General features: G+C 67.0%; 16 protein-coding genes, 1 other RNA gene and 1 riboswitch. Of the genes, 7 read left to right on the forward strand and 10 right to left on the reverse strand.

Features of this window, described 5'->3' with window-relative positions; all coding sequences use genetic code 11:
- Positions 1-37: 37 nt before the first annotated feature.
- From LGN19_RS20315 to lptF, 3 genes are read right to left on the reverse strand one after another with little or no spacing between them, the layout of a single operon-like run.
- Complete coding sequence (locus LGN19_RS20315; RefSeq protein ID WP_226216803.1) at positions 38-421, reverse strand: sirohydrochlorin chelatase; 384 nt, start codon at positions 419-421, stop codon at positions 38-40.
- Between the two features lie 27 nt (positions 422-448).
- Positions 449-1,597, reverse strand: a complete 1,149-nt coding sequence (lptG, locus tag LGN19_RS20320) for an LPS export ABC transporter permease LptG (RefSeq protein WP_122946053.1) — start codon at positions 1,595-1,597, stop codon at positions 449-451.
- 3 nt (positions 1,598-1,600) lie between these two features.
- Positions 1,601-2,692, reverse strand: a complete 1,092-nt coding sequence (gene lptF, locus LGN19_RS20325; RefSeq protein WP_122946052.1) for an LPS export ABC transporter permease LptF — start codon at positions 2,690-2,692, stop codon at positions 1,601-1,603.
- 122 nt (positions 2,693-2,814) lie between these two features.
- Between lptF and LGN19_RS20330 the strand changes: the two genes are divergently transcribed.
- The 3 genes from LGN19_RS20330 to LGN19_RS20340 are packed head-to-tail and all read left to right on the forward strand — an operon-like array spanning position 2,815 to position 5,564.
- On the forward strand, positions 2,815-4,326 hold the full coding sequence (locus tag LGN19_RS20330) for a leucyl aminopeptidase (RefSeq protein WP_122946051.1): 1,512 nt from the start codon (positions 2,815-2,817) through the stop codon (positions 4,324-4,326).
- Positions 4,327-4,360: 34 nt separating this feature from the next.
- Positions 4,361-4,777 (forward strand): DNA polymerase III subunit chi, encoded by a 417-nt coding sequence (locus LGN19_RS20335; RefSeq protein ID WP_122946050.1) that lies wholly within the window; start codon positions 4,361-4,363, stop codon positions 4,775-4,777.
- Positions 4,778-4,802: 25 nt separating this feature from the next.
- Positions 4,803-5,564: a DUF2486 family protein gene (locus LGN19_RS20340; protein WP_226216805.1), complete on the forward strand. Its 762-nt coding sequence runs from the start codon at positions 4,803-4,805 to the stop codon at positions 5,562-5,564.
- 148 nt (positions 5,565-5,712) lie between these two features.
- Here the strand turns inward: LGN19_RS20340 and LGN19_RS20345 are convergent, their stop codons facing one another.
- Both LGN19_RS20345 and ilvD read right to left on the reverse strand, forming a co-directional pair.
- Positions 5,713-6,039 carry a c-type cytochrome gene (locus LGN19_RS20345; protein WP_226216807.1) on the reverse strand — a complete coding sequence of 109 codons (327 nt, stop codon included), beginning with the start codon at positions 6,037-6,039 and terminating at the stop codon, positions 5,713-5,715.
- A 127-nt stretch (positions 6,040-6,166) separates the two neighbouring features.
- Positions 6,167-7,840: a dihydroxy-acid dehydratase gene (gene ilvD, locus LGN19_RS20350; RefSeq protein WP_226216808.1), complete on the reverse strand. Its 1,674-nt coding sequence runs from the start codon at positions 7,838-7,840 to the stop codon at positions 6,167-6,169.
- 135 nt (positions 7,841-7,975) lie between these two features.
- On the opposite strand from ilvD, the gene LGN19_RS20355 reads away from it, so the two are divergent.
- Positions 7,976-8,890: a LysR substrate-binding domain-containing protein gene (locus LGN19_RS20355; protein WP_226216810.1), complete on the forward strand. Its 915-nt coding sequence runs from the start codon at positions 7,976-7,978 to the stop codon at positions 8,888-8,890.
- 89 nt (positions 8,891-8,979) lie between these two features.
- Positions 8,980-9,870 (forward strand): prolipoprotein diacylglyceryl transferase, encoded by an 891-nt coding sequence (lgt, locus tag LGN19_RS20360; RefSeq protein ID WP_226216811.1) that lies wholly within the window; start codon positions 8,980-8,982, stop codon positions 9,868-9,870.
- Between the two features lie 123 nt (positions 9,871-9,993).
- Here lgt and LGN19_RS20365 read toward each other — a convergent pair whose 3' ends face one another.
- From LGN19_RS20365 to LGN19_RS20385, 5 genes are all read right to left on the reverse strand, one after another.
- Complete coding sequence (locus tag LGN19_RS20365; RefSeq protein ID WP_122946044.1) at positions 9,994-10,734, reverse strand: SIMPL domain-containing protein; 741 nt, start codon at positions 10,732-10,734, stop codon at positions 9,994-9,996.
- A gap of 181 nt (positions 10,735-10,915) precedes the next feature.
- Positions 10,916-11,377, reverse strand: a complete 462-nt coding sequence (locus LGN19_RS20370) for an EVE domain-containing protein (RefSeq protein WP_122946043.1) — start codon at positions 11,375-11,377, stop codon at positions 10,916-10,918.
- 71 nt (positions 11,378-11,448) lie between these two features.
- Positions 11,449-11,630, reverse strand: a non-coding RNA gene (ssrS, locus tag LGN19_RS20375) — 6S RNA.
- An 80-nt stretch (positions 11,631-11,710) separates the two neighbouring features.
- Positions 11,711-12,025: a cell division protein ZapA gene (locus LGN19_RS20380; protein WP_006478091.1), complete on the reverse strand. Its 315-nt coding sequence runs from the start codon at positions 12,023-12,025 to the stop codon at positions 11,711-11,713.
- A complete protein-coding gene (locus LGN19_RS20385) occupies positions 12,022-12,372 on the reverse strand; it encodes an ATPase (protein ID WP_122946042.1) in 351 nt (116 codons plus the stop codon). Before LGN19_RS20385 ends, LGN19_RS20380 begins: the two co-directional genes overlap by 4 nt.
- Positions 12,373-12,526: 154 nt before the next feature.
- Positions 12,527-12,778, forward strand: a riboswitch (cobalamin riboswitch).
- Positions 12,779-12,936: 158 nt separating this feature from the next.
- Here LGN19_RS20385 and LGN19_RS20390 point away from each other — a divergent pair.
- A complete protein-coding gene (locus LGN19_RS20390; RefSeq protein WP_174955419.1) occupies positions 12,937-13,935 on the forward strand; it encodes a FecCD family ABC transporter permease in 999 nt (332 codons plus the stop codon).
- Positions 13,932-14,747: an ABC transporter ATP-binding protein gene (locus LGN19_RS20395; RefSeq protein ID WP_226216813.1), complete on the forward strand. Its 816-nt coding sequence runs from the start codon at positions 13,932-13,934 to the stop codon at positions 14,745-14,747. The genes LGN19_RS20390 and LGN19_RS20395 overlap by 4 nt, the downstream gene beginning before the upstream one ends.
- Positions 14,748-14,778 lie beyond the last annotated feature (31 nt).

Here is a 14,778-nt window from a genome sequence, read left to right on the forward strand (position 1 = left end):
CCAGCGCTTTTTTCATTTGCGGGCGCCGATGCTTCGTTCAGGCGTCGTCGCCGACCTGGTCGATGCAGTAGCGCGCGATCGCGTCGAGCACGCCGTCGTCTTCGCCGACGGCCGTCGCGCAGCGGATCTCGACGCCGGGATGCGCTGCGCGGCATGCGTCGACGAGCTGCGGCAGGTCGCGGCGGACATGGCCGCCCTGGCCGAAGAACACGGGCACCACGGTGATGTGCGAGCAACCGGCCGCGACCTGCGCGGCGATCGCGTCACCGAGCGACGGCGTCATCAGCTCGAGGAACGCGAGCGACACGTGCGCAGCGGGGGAGGGGGCGCCGCGCAGCCGCGCGGCGAGCCGCTCGAACGGCTCGGCCCAGCGTGGGTCGCGGGCGCCGTGGCCGAACAGGACGATGCCATGCGAACTCATGTCGAAGCCTCCGTCATGACGCGGCGCTCAGTGCCGGTCGACCCACTTGAGCGAGAACAGGCCGAGCGCGAGATAGATCAGGCCCGGCGTCGCCGCGGTGAGCGGCGCGGGCCACGTGTTCAGCGTGCCGATGTGCGAGAACAGCGTATTGAGGAGCTGGAAGCTCATGCCGAGCATGATGCCGCCGAACACCTTCACGCCGACCACGCCCGCGCGCGTATGCAGGTACGCGAACGGCAGCGACAGCACGAGCATCACGAACACCGCGAACGGATACAGCAGCTTGCGCCACAGCGCGATGTCGTAGCGCTGCGTGTCCTGCTGGTTCTCGCGCAAGTGCTGGATGTAGCGGAACAGGTTGATGATCGACATGCGCTCCGGCGACACGAGCAGCACCGACAGGATCTGCGGCGTCAGGTCCGAGCGCAGCCGGTATTCGGGCAGCGATACCTGCTGCGACCGGTACACGGGATTCAGTGCGTCGGCCGGCTGGCCGCTGATCGGCTTGATCGGCGTCAGCTCCGTTTCGGTGACGCCCTTCAGCAGCCAGTGGCCGGGCGGCTCGTAGCGGCCCGTCTGCGCGATCCGCACGTTGCGCAGCTGGAATTTCGAATCGAATTCGTAGATGCGCACGTTGCTGATCGTCGAGTCGGGCGACAGGCTGCCGACGTTGACGAAGCGCGTGACCTGCTCGCCGTTTTCACGGGCCGCGAGCGTGTCCTTCACCCACACGCCCGACTGGAAGTTCGACGACACCGACGCGCCGAGCGCCTGCAGCCGCACGCGTTCGGACAGCTGGTCGGCGTACGGGCCGACGAATTCGCCGATCAGGTAGGTGACGATCACGAGCGGCACGCCGATCTTCAGCAGCGAGCGCAGCGCCTGGTTGGTCGCGAGGCCCGACACGCGGAAGATCGTGAATTCCGAGTTCGCGGCCATCTGCGCGAACACGTAGATCGCGCTGATCAGCGCGGCAACCGGGATGATCTCGTAGAAGCGTGACGGCGTTTGCAGCGCGACGCGCAGCACCGCGTAGCCGAACTTGTAGTTGCCATGCCCGACCGAGTTCAGTTCACTGATCAGGTCGAAGAAGAAGAACAGGCCCGAGAACGCGAACAGGATGAAGACGAACGTGACGTAGATCTGCCGCGCGAAGTACTTTTCATAAAGCCGCATCGATCATGCTCCCGAGCGGCCGAACAGCGCGCGTGTAAACAGCGGACGATTGCGCACGCGCAACCAGAAGATGAACGCGACGATCGCCGCAACGACCAGATGCAGGCCGACCAGGCCGACGCCGAACGACATCTTGCCCTGCTCGATCTGCGCCTGCACGACGTTCAGCAGGTTCGAGTACGTGAGGTAGATCAGCACGGCCATCACGAGGTTGATCGTGCGGCTGCGGCGCGGGTTCTGGTACGACAGCGGAATGCCGAGCACCATCAGGTTGATCGCGATCAGCGGCAGCCCCGCGCGCCATGCGAATTCCGCGAGGTTGTCGCGTGTCGGGTTGCGCAGCAGGTCCGGCGTCGGCGTGCTGTTGGTGGTCGGCACGTTGGTGACCGGCGTGCTCGTGATCTTCACGCCGTAGCGCTCGAACTCCATGATCTTGAAGTTCGGCTGGCCGGGCGTGCCATCGTAGCGGCGGCCGTCTTCCAGGACGACGAAGCGGCTGCCGTCGTGCGTTTCGGTATGGCCCGTCTGCGACACGACCACGTTGACCTTGCCGTTTTCGGTCGAGGTCACGAATACGTTCTGCACCTTGCTCTGGTCGGGCGTCATCTTCTCGATGAAGAACACGCGATGGTTCGCGGCCGACTCGCGGAACTGGCCCGGCGCGAGCAGCGAGATTTCGTCGCGCTGCTGGAAGCGCGCCTTGATCATCTTGCTCTGCTGGTTCGACCACGGCCAGCCGACGAATGCGAAGAACGCGATCAGCAGCACGATCGGCGTGGCGAACACGCCGATCGGCTTGATGAGGCGCGTGAGGCTCACGCCCGACGCGAGCCACACGACCATTTCGGAGTCCCGGTACCACCGGGTCAGCACGAACAGGATCGACACGAACAGCGTGACGACGAGCATCACGGCGAGGTAGCCGATCACGGTGAGGCCGATCAGCACGAGGACGTCCCGCGGATCGATTTCACCGGACGCGGCGTAGCCGACGATGCGGATCATCATCGTCGTGAGCATGATCGTGAGCAGCACCATGAACACGGCGCCAGCCGTATACGCAAGCTCGCGCTGGAGGGAGCGTTCGAAGATCATTCTTGATGAGAAGAGGGCGGGAGGCTGCGCACGCGTGGTGGAGCGCTCGCGCCGCCACGGGAAAAATAGCGGATAATTGCGGCTTTCATCCTTAGCCCAGATTTTATCCGAGGACAAGCGCGATGGACTTTAGCATAAAAGGCTGTGATTGGAGCAAAGGCGAGGCCAAGGGGTTCCTGACCGGGAAGTCCGACTGCATCGTGCTCGGCATCTTCGAGGCGCAGACCCTTTCGGGCGCGGCGCTCGACATCGACACGGCCACCAAGGGGCTGATTTCGCGCGTGGTGAAGGCCGGCGACATGGACGGCAAGCGCGGCAAGACGCTGTTCCTGCACGAAGTGTCGGGCATCGGCGCGTCGCGCGTGCTGCTCGTCGGCCTCGGCAAGCAGGATGCTTTCAATCAGAAAGCCTATAACGATGCAGTGACGGCCGCATGGCGCGCGCTGCTGGCGACCAAGGTCGTCCAGGTCACGTTCACGCTCGCGCAACTGCCGGTCGACGAGCGCAGCTCCGACTGGGGTGTGCGCGCGGCGATTCTCGCGCTGCGCAACGAGACCTACCGCTTCACGCAGATGAAGAGCAAGCCGGAACCGGCGTCGCACACGCTCAAGCGCGTCGTGTTCAGCGTCGATCCGTCCGACGAAAAGGCCGCGAAGGTTGCGATCAAGCAGGCCGTCGCCCTCGCGAACGGGATGGATCTCACCCGCGACCTCGGCAATCTGCCGGGCAACGTCTGCACGCCGACCTACCTCGGCAACACCGCGAAGAAGATCGCGAAGGATTGGGGCCTGAAGGCGGAAGTGCTCGGGCTCAAGCAGATCCAGGCGCTGAAGATGGGCTCGTTCTTGTCGGTCGCGCGCGCGTCGGTCGAGCCGCCGCAGTTCATCGTGCTGCACTACCAGGGCGCCGCCGTTAAGGCCGCGCCGGTCGTGCTGGTCGGCAAGGGCATCACGTTCGACACGGGCGGCATCTCGCTGAAGCCGGGCGAGGGCATGGACGAGATGAAGTACGACATGTGCGGCGCCGGTTCGGTGCTCGGCACGATGCGTGCGGTCGCCGAGATGGGCCTGAAGATCAACGTCGTCGCGATCGTGCCGACCTGCGAGAACATGCCGGGCGGCAACGCGACGAAGCCGGGCGACATCGTCACCAGCATGAAGGGCCTGACGATCGAGGTGCTGAACACCGACGCCGAAGGCCGTCTGATCCTGTGCGACGCGCTCACGTACGCCGAGCGCTTCAAGCCGGCTGCGGTGATCGACGTTGCCACGCTGACGGGCGCGTGCGTGATCGCGCTGGGCGGCCACAACAGCGGCCTGTTCTCGACCGACGACGCGCTCGCGGGCGAACTGCTCGACGCATCGCGCGAGGCGAACGACCCGGCGTGGCGGATGCCGCTCGACGACGAGTACCAGGACCAGCTGAAGTCGAACTTCGCGGATATCGCGAACATCGGCGGGCGCCCGGCCGGCGCCGTGACGGCCGCGTGCTTCCTGTCGCGCTTCACCGACAGCTATCCGTGGGCCCACCTCGACATCGCAGGCACCGCATGGAAGGGTGGTGCGGCGAAGGGCGCGACGGGCCGTCCGGTGCCGCTGCTCGCGCAGTTCCTGATCGACCGCGCCGGCCAGTGATGGCGGTGCTGACGACGATGCGGGTGCACGGGCGATGACGCGGATCGATTTCCATTCGAACGTCGGCGATTCGCTCGAGTACGCGTGCCGGCTGCTGCGCAAGGCCTACCAGGCCGGGCAGCCGGTCGTCGTGCTCGCCGAGCCCGCGCGTCTGCGCGCGCTCGACGAGCGGCTCTGGACGTTTTCGCCGCTCGATTTCATCCCGCATTGCGGTGTCGACAGCGAGCACGCAGCCGGCACGCCGATCGTGCTGGCCGCGGATCTCGACCGCGCACCGCATCATCATGTGCTGCTGAACCTCGGCGCAGCCGTGCCCGCGCAGTTCGCCCGCTTCGAGCGCCTGCTCGAAGTGGTCGGCAACGCGCCGGACGAGCTGGCCGCGGGCCGCGACCGCTACCGGTTCTACCGCGACCGCGGCTACGCGCTGAACAACTACAAGCAGGGCAGCTAGCCGCAACCGTCGACGGAGTGTTCCCGTGACCGAAGCCGATTCATCCTCGATCCCGACGCTGACCGACGTGCTGGTGCCGGGCAAGCCGGTGCCGGCGCGCTCGATCGCGCCCGCTGTGCCGCAACCGCCCGCCGGTGCGGCGATTCCGGTGCTAACCGACGTGGTCGCCCCGCACACCGCCAGTGCGGCGCCGGCCGATTCCGTTCAAAGTGAACTTGACCCCGATTCTGTCGTGGTCGAACCCGTGCCGACGCCGCACGTGCCGGCGGTCGAACTGCCGGGCGACGTAGCGACGGCTGCTGCTGCTGCTGCGATTGGCGAGACCGATGCGCCGGCTGAACCCGGTGCCGCGGAGCACGTGGTCGCCGAAGACTCGGCGGCAATGAGTGCGCCGCTGCGCTCGTCGCTGGCCGACGATGCGCCGCAACACGCGTTCGCCGCGGTGGCGCACGAAGCGATCGGGCACGCGCGTGAAGCGCACTTGCCGGAGGCTGTCGTACCGGCCGCCGCGCCGCAGCCGGATACGCAGGCCGCCGCCGGGCTGACGCCGGAAGATGCGCAGCACATCGCCGAGCGCCTGCGCAATCGCCTGACGAACTATCTGACCGGGGAAGGGCGCGACGCCATCGAAGCTCGCTGTCGCGACGCGCTGAATGAGCATTCGGCCTGGCTGGTCGGCCAGATCACGCGCGAAGTGGCGCTGGCGCTGGAAACCGAGGTAATGGACTGGGTTCGCGACGCGGTCGACGAAGAGATCGCACGCCGCGGTGCCGGTCATGCCGGTTGAGCGCGCGGACGTTCCGGTAAAAACGGGGTGCGATTGCAGTAAGAGGCGGTGAAACCGCCGGCGAGGCACTGCACTGGTCAGCCGGGGCAGGCCAGCTTGTCGGCGGAACCCGGCACGGCGGCTATTCCCGCCCGGATCCGGTTCAGGTTCAGCGCACCGACAGCACCCATTGCGCGAGCGTGTGGGCTTCGCTGGTCGTCAGTTGCGTATTGGCGGGCATCGGCACGCTGCCCCAAACGCCGACGCTGCCTTTCACGATCGATTGAGCAAGGTAGTCGACGGCGTCGCCGCGCGCCGCATACTTGCTGGCGATGTCGCGGAACGACGGGCCCATCAGCGGCTTGCCGATCGCGTGGCAGGCCATGCAGTTCTTGCGCTGGGCAAGCGCGAGCCCGTCGGCCTGGTCGGCGCGCACCGCCGCCGCGCTGCCGATCAGCAGCATGGCGAGCAGGGCGCGCAATATCGAGTGTTTCATGCGGTTCTCCGCCGGCGGGGACGGCCGGCTACATGGTCCGCGCATTATAAAAGCAAAGGGAAGGCGCGTTTTGCGTGTTCCCCCGGCGGCCATGTTTATCGGGGTCGCATGTTTTGATGCACCTGCGTCAACCGGTGACGGCACCCTGGTTCGCCGGGCGCGCAAGCGCAGCGAATTTCGCGAGCACGCCGCGCGTGTAGCGCGGCGCCGGCTGTTGCCATGCGGCGCGCCGGCGCGCGAGTTCCGCGTCGTCGACGTTCAACTGCAGCAGCAACTGGTGTGCGTCGATCGTGATCGAGTCGCCCTCCTGCACGAGCGCGATCGTGCCGCCGACGAACGCTTCGGGTGCGACGTGGCCGACCACCATCCCCCAGGTCCCGCCCGAGAAGCGGCCGTCCGTGATGAAGCCGACCGATTCGCCGAGCCCCTTGCCGATGATCGCGGAGGTCGGCGCGAGCATTTCCGGCATGCCGGGGCCACCCTTCGGGCCGAGGTAGCGCAGCACGAGGATGTCGCCCGCGCGGATCCGGTCGCCGAGAATCGCATCCATCGCGCTCTGCTCGTCGTCGAATACGCGTGCCGGGCCCGTGATCACCGGGTTCTTCAGGCCGGTGATCTTCGCGACCGCGCCGTCTTCCGCGAGATTGCCCTTCAGGATCGCAAGGTGGCCTTCCTTGTACAGCGCACGGTCGATCGGGAAGATCACGTCCTGGTCCGCGCGCGGCACGCTCGGCACGTCCTTCAACTCGTCGGCGAGCGTGCGGCCGGTGATCGTCATGCAGTCGCCGTGCAGCAGCCCCGCGTCGAGCAGGATCTTCATCACCTGCGGAATCCCGCCGGCGCGATGCAGGTCGGTCGCGACGTACTTCCCCGACGGCTTCAGGTCGCAGATCACGGGCACGCGCTTGCGGATGCGCTCGAAGTCGTCGATCGTCCAGTCGACCTCGGCCGCGTGCGCGATCGCGAGATAGTGCAGCACCGCGTTGGTCGAGCCGCCGGTCGCCATGATCACCGACACCGCGTTCTCGATTGATGCCTTCGTGATGATGTCGCGCGGTTTCAGGTCGCGCTTCACCGCTTCGACCAGCACGCGCGCCGATTCGGCGGCCGAATCGACCTTCTCCTGGTCGGGGTTCGCCATCGTCGACGAGTACAGCAGCGACATCCCGAGCGCCTCGAACGACGAACTCATCGTGTTCGCGGTGTACATCCCGCCGCACGAACCCGACGTCGGGCACGCGTTCTGCTCGACGCCTTCGAAATCCTCCTGCGACATCCGGCCCGCGGTGAATTCGCCGACGGCCTCGAACGACGACACGATCGTCAGGTCCCGGCCTTTCCAGTTGCCGGGGCGGATCGTGCCGCCGTACACGTAGATGCCCGGCACGTTCAGGCGCGCGAGCGCGATCATCCCGCCCGGCATGTTCTTGTCGCAGCCGCCGACGACGACCACGCCGTCCATCCATTGCCCCTGCACGCAGGTCTCGATGCAGTCGGCGATCACTTCGCGCGACACGAGCGAGTACTTCATGCCTTCAGTGCCCATCGACATGCCGTCCGAAATCGTCGGCGTGCCGAAGATCTGCGGGTTCGCGTCGGCCGCCTTCACGGCCGCGACGGCCGCGTCCGACAGGCGCTGCAGGCCGGAATTGCACGGCGTGATCGTCGAATGGCCGTTCGCGATGCCGACCATCGGCTTGTCGAAATCGTCCTTCTGGTAGCCGAGTGCGTAATACATCGAGCGGTTCGGCGATCGGGCCACGCCTTGCGTGATGTGCTTCGAGCGACGGTTGTAAGCCATGGGGGACTCCATCGTTGTCTGGGCAACGCCGGTGAACGGCGTGCCGGTTCGGATCAATCAAGCATGGAGTTTCCGGATTGGGATGTCCAATATATTATTTGTCGCTTATTAAGTCGTTTATCGAATGAGTGAGCCATGGCCGATCCGACTCCCGACCTGCGCCAGTGGCGCTATTTCGCGACCGTCGCCGACGAGCGGCACTTCGGCCGCGCGGCCGAGCGTCTGTCGATGACGCAGCCGCCGCTGTCGCAGGCGATCCGCGCGCTCGAGGACGCGCTCGGCGTCGCATTGTTCGTGCGCACCAAGCGCTCGGTGGCGCTGACGGCGGTCGGCGCGGCGCTGTTGCCCGACGTGCGCCGGCTGCTGGCATCGGCCGATGCATTGCCGCCGCTTGCGCGACGGCTCGCGCGCGGCGAGGCCGGCTCGCTGTCGCTGGCGTTCGTATCGACCGCCGATTACGGGCTGCTGCCTGCGCTGCTGCGCGCGTTCGGTGCGCGCTATCCGCAGGTGCGCCTGCAACTCGCGGAGGCGACGAGCGACGTGCAGATCGACGAACTCGTCGCCGGCCGCATCGACGCGGGGCTCGTCATTCCGCCCGTGCCGCCGCGCCACGCGGCCGGGCTGTCGTACCTGCCTGTCGTGCGCGAACCGCTGGTGGTCGCGATGCCGGCCGCGGCGAGCGACGCGCCGGAAGACGAGCCCGTCCATCTCGCGGAAGTCGCCGCGTTGCCGCTCGTGATCTTTCCGCGTCGTTTGGCACCCGGCTTTTATGACATCATTACGGGCTGCTACGGCGCGGCGGGGGAAACCCCGCGCATCGGCCAGGAGGCGATCCAGATGCAGACGATCGTCAGCCTCGTGTCGGCCGGCATGGGCGTCGCACTGGTGCCGCAATCGCTGCGTAACCTGCGGCGCACCGGCGTGGTCTACCGGCCGCTTGCCGGTCACGCGCCGGTCGTCGAGACGGGTCTCGTGTGGCGCACCGGCGACGTGAGCCCCGTGCTGGCCGGCTTCATCGACGTCGTGCGCGCGCAGGGCGTCGCCACGTGACGTGAACGATAGCGCGCCGGTGCCGTCCAAAGCGCGGTACTGCGCGTGTGCGACAGCCGTACCGCATTCGAAAACTTCTTCGCTAACCCATGATCATTCACCCGAATTTCGACCCCGTTGCGATCCATCTCGGGCCGCTGGCCGTGCGCTGGTACGGGCTCATGTATCTCGTCGGCTTCATCGCGGCGATCGTCGTCGGCCGGATCCGCCTGAAGCTGCCGCACGTCGCGGCGCAGGGCTGGACCGCGAAGGACATCGACGACATGATGTTCTACGGCGTGCTGGGCACCGTGCTCGGCGGCCGGCTCGGCTATGTGCTGTTCTACAAGGCCGATTTCTACTTCTCGCATCCGCTCGACGTGTTCAAGGTGTGGGAAGGCGGCATGTCGTTTCACGGCGGCTTCCTCGGCGTGACGCTCGCGATGATGCTGTTCGCGTGGCAGCGCAAGCGGCACTGGCTGCAGGTCACCGATTTCGTTGCGCCGATGGTGCCGACGGGGCTCGCGGCCGGGCGGCTCGGCAACTTCATCAACGGCGAACTGTGGGGTCGCGTGACCGATCCGTCCGCACCGTGGGCAATGCTGTTCCCGGGCGCGATGCGCGACGATGCGGCATGGCTGCCGAAGCATCCGGAGCTCGTCGAGAAGTGGCATCTCGCCGACGTGTTCATGCAATACCAGATGCTGCCGCGCCATCCTTCGCAACTCTATGAAATCGCGCTCGAAGGGATCGTGCTGTTCTTCGCGCTGTTCTTCTTCTCGCGCAAGTCGCGGCCGATGGGCGCGATCTCCGCGCTGTTCCTGATCGGCTATGGCCTGGCACGCTTCACGGTCGAGTTCGCGCGCGAGCCCGACGACTTCCTCGGCCTGCTCGCGCTCGGCCTGTCGATGGGGCAGTGGCTGTCGATGCCGATGATCCTCGCGGGCATCGCGCTGATGGTGTGGGCATATCGCCGTCGCGCGGCGACCGCCGCTGCGTGATGCGACGCCGATGCACGTGCGAGCGGCGCGTGCATCGGCGCTGGCATCGACAACCTGCAGGTCAATGAAAAACGCCGGCCCTCGGGCCGGCGTTTTTCATTTCGGACTGCCGCGCGCTGCGCGTTACTTCATCTGCACCGAGCCGTTGACCGTGACCGACACGGTGGCCTTGCCGCCTTCGACCGCGATCGGTGCGCTCATCTTGGCGCTGTCCATCGGTGCTGCGGCCATCGCCATCATGCGCGGGTACGGCTGCACGTTGCGGCCGCCGCCGACGTTCACGTCGCGGATCGTGTAGCTGCTGTAACCGAAGGCCTTCGCGGCTTCGTCCGCGCGGGCGCGGAACGACTTGATCGCCTCGGTCGTCAGCTTCTGCTCGGCCGCGCGCTGCGCTTCGGGCGACAGCGAGAACTCGACGTTCGCGACCTGCATCAGGTTCGACAGCTGGCCCGCAAGCTTCGACGCTGCCGCGAAATCGCGCGATTCGAGCGCGACCTCGGTGCGACCGCGCCATGCGGAGATCTTGCCGTCGCGATCGGTGCTCGGATAGACGGAGAATGCACCCGTGTGTGCGGTGACGCCCGAGACGCCCTTCGCCTGCGACAGCGCTGCGTCGGCGCGCTGGTTCAGCTGCGCGGTGAGGCTGCCCGGATCCTTGGCCTGCTGCTCGTAGAACAGCGTGATGTGGATGATGTCCTGCGGCACGTCGGTGCTGGCCTGCGACGACAGCGACAGCACGCCCGCCGGCTCCGGAAAGTGCGGGTTCGCGGTTTGCGCGTGCGCGGTGGAAGACGCGAGCGTCAACGCGACGGGAACGGCAGCGGCAAGGGCGAGCGACAGCGCGAGTGCGGATTTCTTGGTCATTGTTGGACTCCTTGTGCGAGGGCGTGCACGCGGATCGCGCGTGCACGACGCGGGCGACCCGCGCGACGAAAAAAACGACAACCGGCCTGATCGGCCGACAGCGGTTGCTTAGGCTGCGCGAAAGTGCCGCGAGTTCCGCGGCGGCGGCGCGTACTGACCAGATTTGACCTTTGGCGCGCGCCTACTTCATCAGCTTTTCGGTGATGAAGCGCCATTCGGTGCGTGTGACGGGCGTGATCGACAGCCGGTTGCCGCGTGCGAGCACGCGCATGTCGGCGAGTTCGTCGTGTTCACGCAGCGCGGCGAGCGGCACGAGCGGCGATTTTTTCACGTAGCGCACGTCGACGAGCAGCCAGCGCGGCGCTTCCTGAGTCGACTTCGGATCGTAATAGGGGCTTTTCGGATCGAACTGCGTGGGATCGGGGTAGGGCGTCGACGACACTTCGGCGAGGCCCGCGATGCCCGGCTCGGGGCAGCTCGAGTGATAGAACAGCACGCCGTCGCCGATCTTCATCGTGTCGCGCATGAAATTGCGCGCCTGATAATTGCGCACGCCCGTCCACGGCAGCGAGCGCTGCGGTGCGTTGGCGAGATCGTCGATGCTTGCTTCGTCCGGTTCGGACTTCATCAGCCAGTATTGCATGGATCGTGATCGACGCAGAAAAAGGCTGCTACAAAAGAAAACGGCACCGGGCTTTGCCCGATGCCGTTGGATAGGTCCCCGCCTTGGCCGCTAGGCCGGCATCCTGAACCTAGGGTTCAGAATTGGTCGCAGTTAGCAGCACTTCGGGTACATCAGACAGAGTGACGCGCGCGCCCGTGCTACAAATTTCCGCAACCGTGCACATGGCATTGGTTCAAGGAATATATGACCTTGGCGAACCAGGCAGGGAAGCTGACTGAACTGTGTTTCGTTGCGCCAATTTGACCACCGTTGATCGCCGAGATCAAGGGGAATCGACGCATCGATCAAACGTTACTGCGTCTCGTGCTGTGCGAGCACCGCGCCGAGCTGTTCGTTCATCTGGTGCATTGTACGACGGATTTCTTCCGCCGGAAATGCTTCACCATGCCGCACGCTCGTTTGCAACCGCAGCAATTCGGACGCGAGCGACAGCGCCGCCATCACGGCGATGCGATCGGTACCGCGTACCGAGCTGTTAGAGCGGATTTTCGACATTTCGGCGTCGACGCGCGCGACCGCTTCGAGCAGCGCTGCTTCGGTCTCGGCCGAACAGGCGAGCCGATAGGGCTGACCGAGAATCGAGACTTCGATCTGCTTGGTGCTCATGCATGTTCTCCGTGGCTGGCCGCGTCATCGCCATCCGCACGCGCCTGCGCATCCAGCAGGTCGAGCTGGTTGTCGGCTTGCTCCGCGCTTTTCGAGCGCGGCAGCTTTTCGAGAATCGCGTTCAGTTTCACCTGGGCGTCGTCGATCTTTGCCGACAGCGTGTCACGCTCGGCCTCAAGTGCATTGCGTTCGTCGCGCAGTTGCGCGAGTTCCGCGCGGACAGCGTCCGCATCCGCGCGCAATTGCGCGACCTGCTCCTCGAGCGCGAGCCGTTCCGAGTGATAGCGCTTGTTAAGCGAAATCAGACGGCCAATATTTTGAGATAATGTTTCGAGTTCGTTGAGCATTTGCTGCGTCCTCTAAAGACCCAGCATTTTAGCGCGGAATAACGCGCAATCCGACATCTGTAACGTTTCCAGTCGTAACACCCCCGCTTCTTGCCGCGAATCGGCGCGTCCCGTGCGTGTCCGGACGCTTCCTTGACGCTCGCGCGACCCGCTCCTAAACTGGCGCCGCCTCGGTGCTCGCGCGTGGAACGCGCAGTTAAACGGGAAGCAGGGCGCGGGCGCCAGGAGCCCGCCAACCTGCGCTGCCCCCGCAACGGTAAGCGGCCGCGTCCCGTGACGCAGGCCGGCTCGGGCGCGTTTCACGTGCAGGTGTTGCATGCGGACGCGGGCCACTGCGCGTCATCGCGCGGGAAGGCGAGCCGGACCGCCGCCAGCCCGGATACCGGCCGAGACGGGGAGCCCGCACGGGCTTCGTGACGCGCGGCCTGCGGGGAGGCGGGGCGCGCAACGCTTCACGGAATCTTCTTCGATGCTGACCCCAATCGTCCGCGCGGCGCTTCAGTCACGACCGGCCGGCCTCCGCAAGCGGGGGCGCCGCACGTCGTGTGCGGCGCCATGCGCGGCATGAGCGCCGCGCGCGCCACCGCGATCTGGGCCGCGCTGGCCGCGGCGGTCGCGTTGCTGTTCGTCGCGTCGCTGTCGATCGGCAGCGTGCCGATGTCGCCATGGCAGGCACTTGCGTCGCTCGTGCCGCATGGCGGCGACGCGCTGTTCGCCGACATCGTCCGCACGCTGCGTCTGCCGCGCGCGCTCGCGGGCTTCGCATGCGGCGCGCTGCTCGCGCTCGCCGGTGCGCTGCTGCAGGTGCTGTTGCGCAATCCGCTCGCGGAGCCGTACGTGCTCGGCGTATCGGGTGGCGCGGCCGGCTTCGCGCTCGTCGCGATGATCGCGGGCGGCGCGTGGTGGCTCGTCGACGCATCGGCGTTTGCCGGCTCGCTCGTGTCGGTCGCGCTCGTGCTCGGTCTCGCGCGCCGCGAGCTGTGGCGCGGCGAGTCGCGCGACGCGTCGCCGCGGCTGTTGCTCACGGGCGTCGTGATCGCGGCAGGGTGGGGCGCGCTCGTCACGCTGCTGCTGTCGCTTGCACCCGATGCACGACTGCGCGGGATCATCTTCTGGCTGACCGGCGACCTGAACGGCGTGACCGCGCCGTGGTTCGCATGGGGCGCGCTGGTGCTGGCCGCCTGCGTCGCGCTGCCGGCCGCGCCGCAACTGAACGTGCTGCTGCGCGGCGATGCGACCGCGCTCGCGCTCGGCGTGCCCGTTGCGCGCCTGCGCGTGCGGATCTATCTGGTCGCGTCGCTGGCCGCTGCGGCCGCGGTGACGACGGCCGGCACGATCGGCTTCGTCGGCCTCGTCGTGCCGCATGCACTGCGGCTCGCCTTCGGCAACGACCAGCGGATGCTGCTGCCGGCCGCGATGCTCGCGGGCGGCGGCGGCGTGATGGCGGCCGACCTGCTCGCCCGCACCGCGATCGCGCCCGCGCAACTGCCGGTCGGCGTGATGACCGCGTTGATCGGTGTGCCGGTGTTCCTTTGGATGTTGTTGAGGAGGCCGATGCGATGACGGGGGCCGCACTGCACGCCATGGCCGGCGACATGAGCTACGCGGCCGTCGACCTGACGCTGAAGGCCGGCGCGCGCACGCTGCTCGACGGCTTCACCCGGGCGTTCCGTCCCGGCGAGATCTGGTGCGTCGCCGGGCCGAACGGCGCGGGCAAGACGACACTGCTTGCGACCCTCGCCGGGCTGCAGCCGCCGGCCGGCGGACAGGTCGAGATCGACGGCCGGCCGCTTGCCGCATGGCGGCCCGAGCAGCTCGCGCAGCGCCGCGCGCTGATGCCGCAGCAACTGCACGACGTATTCAGCGCGACCGTATTCGACACGGTGCTGCTCAACCGCTTTCCGTATCTCGGCGGCTGGGGCTGGGAGCGCGACGGCGACCGCGCGGCCGCGCGCGACGCGCTGGCGACGTTCGACCTCGCCGCGCTCGCGTCGCGCGACGTGTTGTCGCTGTCGGGCGGCGAGCGGCAGCGTGTCGCGCTGGCCGCGACGCTGTGCCAGGACGCGCCGTTGATGCTACTCGACGAACCGCTCGCGCATCTCGACCTGCACCACCAGATCGATTGCCTGACCGCGCTGGCCGCATGGCTCGACGCGGGCCCGCGCACGGTGCTGTTCTCGTGCCATGATCTGAATCTCGCGCGGCGTTTCGCGACGCACGCGCTGTTGCTCGACGGCCGCGGCCACGCGTGGGCCGGCCCCGTGCACGACGTGCTGACGCCCGAGCGTGCGAGCGATGCGTTCGGTTATCCGCTGGTGCTGATCCGCGAGAACGGCCGCGATGCGCTGCTGCCCGCGTGGCCCGAGCGACAATGACCTTTCCTTTTCCGATGCGCGGCGCAACCCG

This window comes from Burkholderia sp. AU30198, assembly GCF_020419825.1.
GTDB lineage: Bacteria > Pseudomonadota > Gammaproteobacteria > Burkholderiales > Burkholderiaceae > Burkholderia.

Bases quoted from the DNA above. Each gene is read 5' to 3' on its own strand.
- LGN19_RS20315 (WP_226216803.1), bottom strand. From the start codon at position 421: ATGAGTTCGCATGGCATCGTCCTGTTCGGCCACGGCGCCCGCGACCCA.
- lptG (WP_122946053.1), bottom strand. From the start codon at position 1,597: ATGCGGCTTTATGAAAAGTACTTCGCGCGGCAGATCTACGTCACGTTC.
- lptF (WP_122946052.1), bottom strand. From the start codon at position 2,692: ATGATCTTCGAACGCTCCCTCCAGCGCGAGCTTGCGTATACGGCTGGC.
- LGN19_RS20330 (WP_122946051.1), top strand. From the start codon at position 2,815: ATGGACTTTAGCATAAAAGGCTGTGATTGGAGCAAAGGCGAGGCCAAG.
- LGN19_RS20335 (WP_122946050.1), top strand. From the start codon at position 4,361: ATGACGCGGATCGATTTCCATTCGAACGTCGGCGATTCGCTCGAGTAC.
- LGN19_RS20345 (WP_226216807.1), bottom strand. From the start codon at position 6,039: ATGAAACACTCGATATTGCGCGCCCTGCTCGCCATGCTGCTGATCGGC.
- ilvD (WP_226216808.1), bottom strand. From the start codon at position 7,840: ATGGCTTACAACCGTCGCTCGAAGCACATCACGCAAGGCGTGGCCCGA.
- LGN19_RS20355 (WP_226216810.1), top strand. From the start codon at position 7,976: ATGGCCGATCCGACTCCCGACCTGCGCCAGTGGCGCTATTTCGCGACC.
- lgt (WP_226216811.1), top strand. From the start codon at position 8,980: ATGATCATTCACCCGAATTTCGACCCCGTTGCGATCCATCTCGGGCCG.
- LGN19_RS20365 (WP_122946044.1), bottom strand. From the start codon at position 10,734: ATGACCAAGAAATCCGCACTCGCGCTGTCGCTCGCCCTTGCCGCTGCC.
- LGN19_RS20370 (WP_122946043.1), bottom strand. From the start codon at position 11,377: ATGCAATACTGGCTGATGAAGTCCGAACCGGACGAAGCAAGCATCGAC.
- LGN19_RS20380 (WP_006478091.1), bottom strand. From the start codon at position 12,025: ATGAGCACCAAGCAGATCGAAGTCTCGATTCTCGGTCAGCCCTATCGG.
- LGN19_RS20385 (WP_122946042.1), bottom strand. From the start codon at position 12,372: ATGCTCAACGAACTCGAAACATTATCTCAAAATATTGGCCGTCTGATT.
- LGN19_RS20390 (WP_174955419.1), top strand. From the start codon at position 12,937: ATGAGCGCCGCGCGCGCCACCGCGATCTGGGCCGCGCTGGCCGCGGCG.
- LGN19_RS20395 (WP_226216813.1), top strand. From the start codon at position 13,932: ATGACGGGGGCCGCACTGCACGCCATGGCCGGCGACATGAGCTACGCG.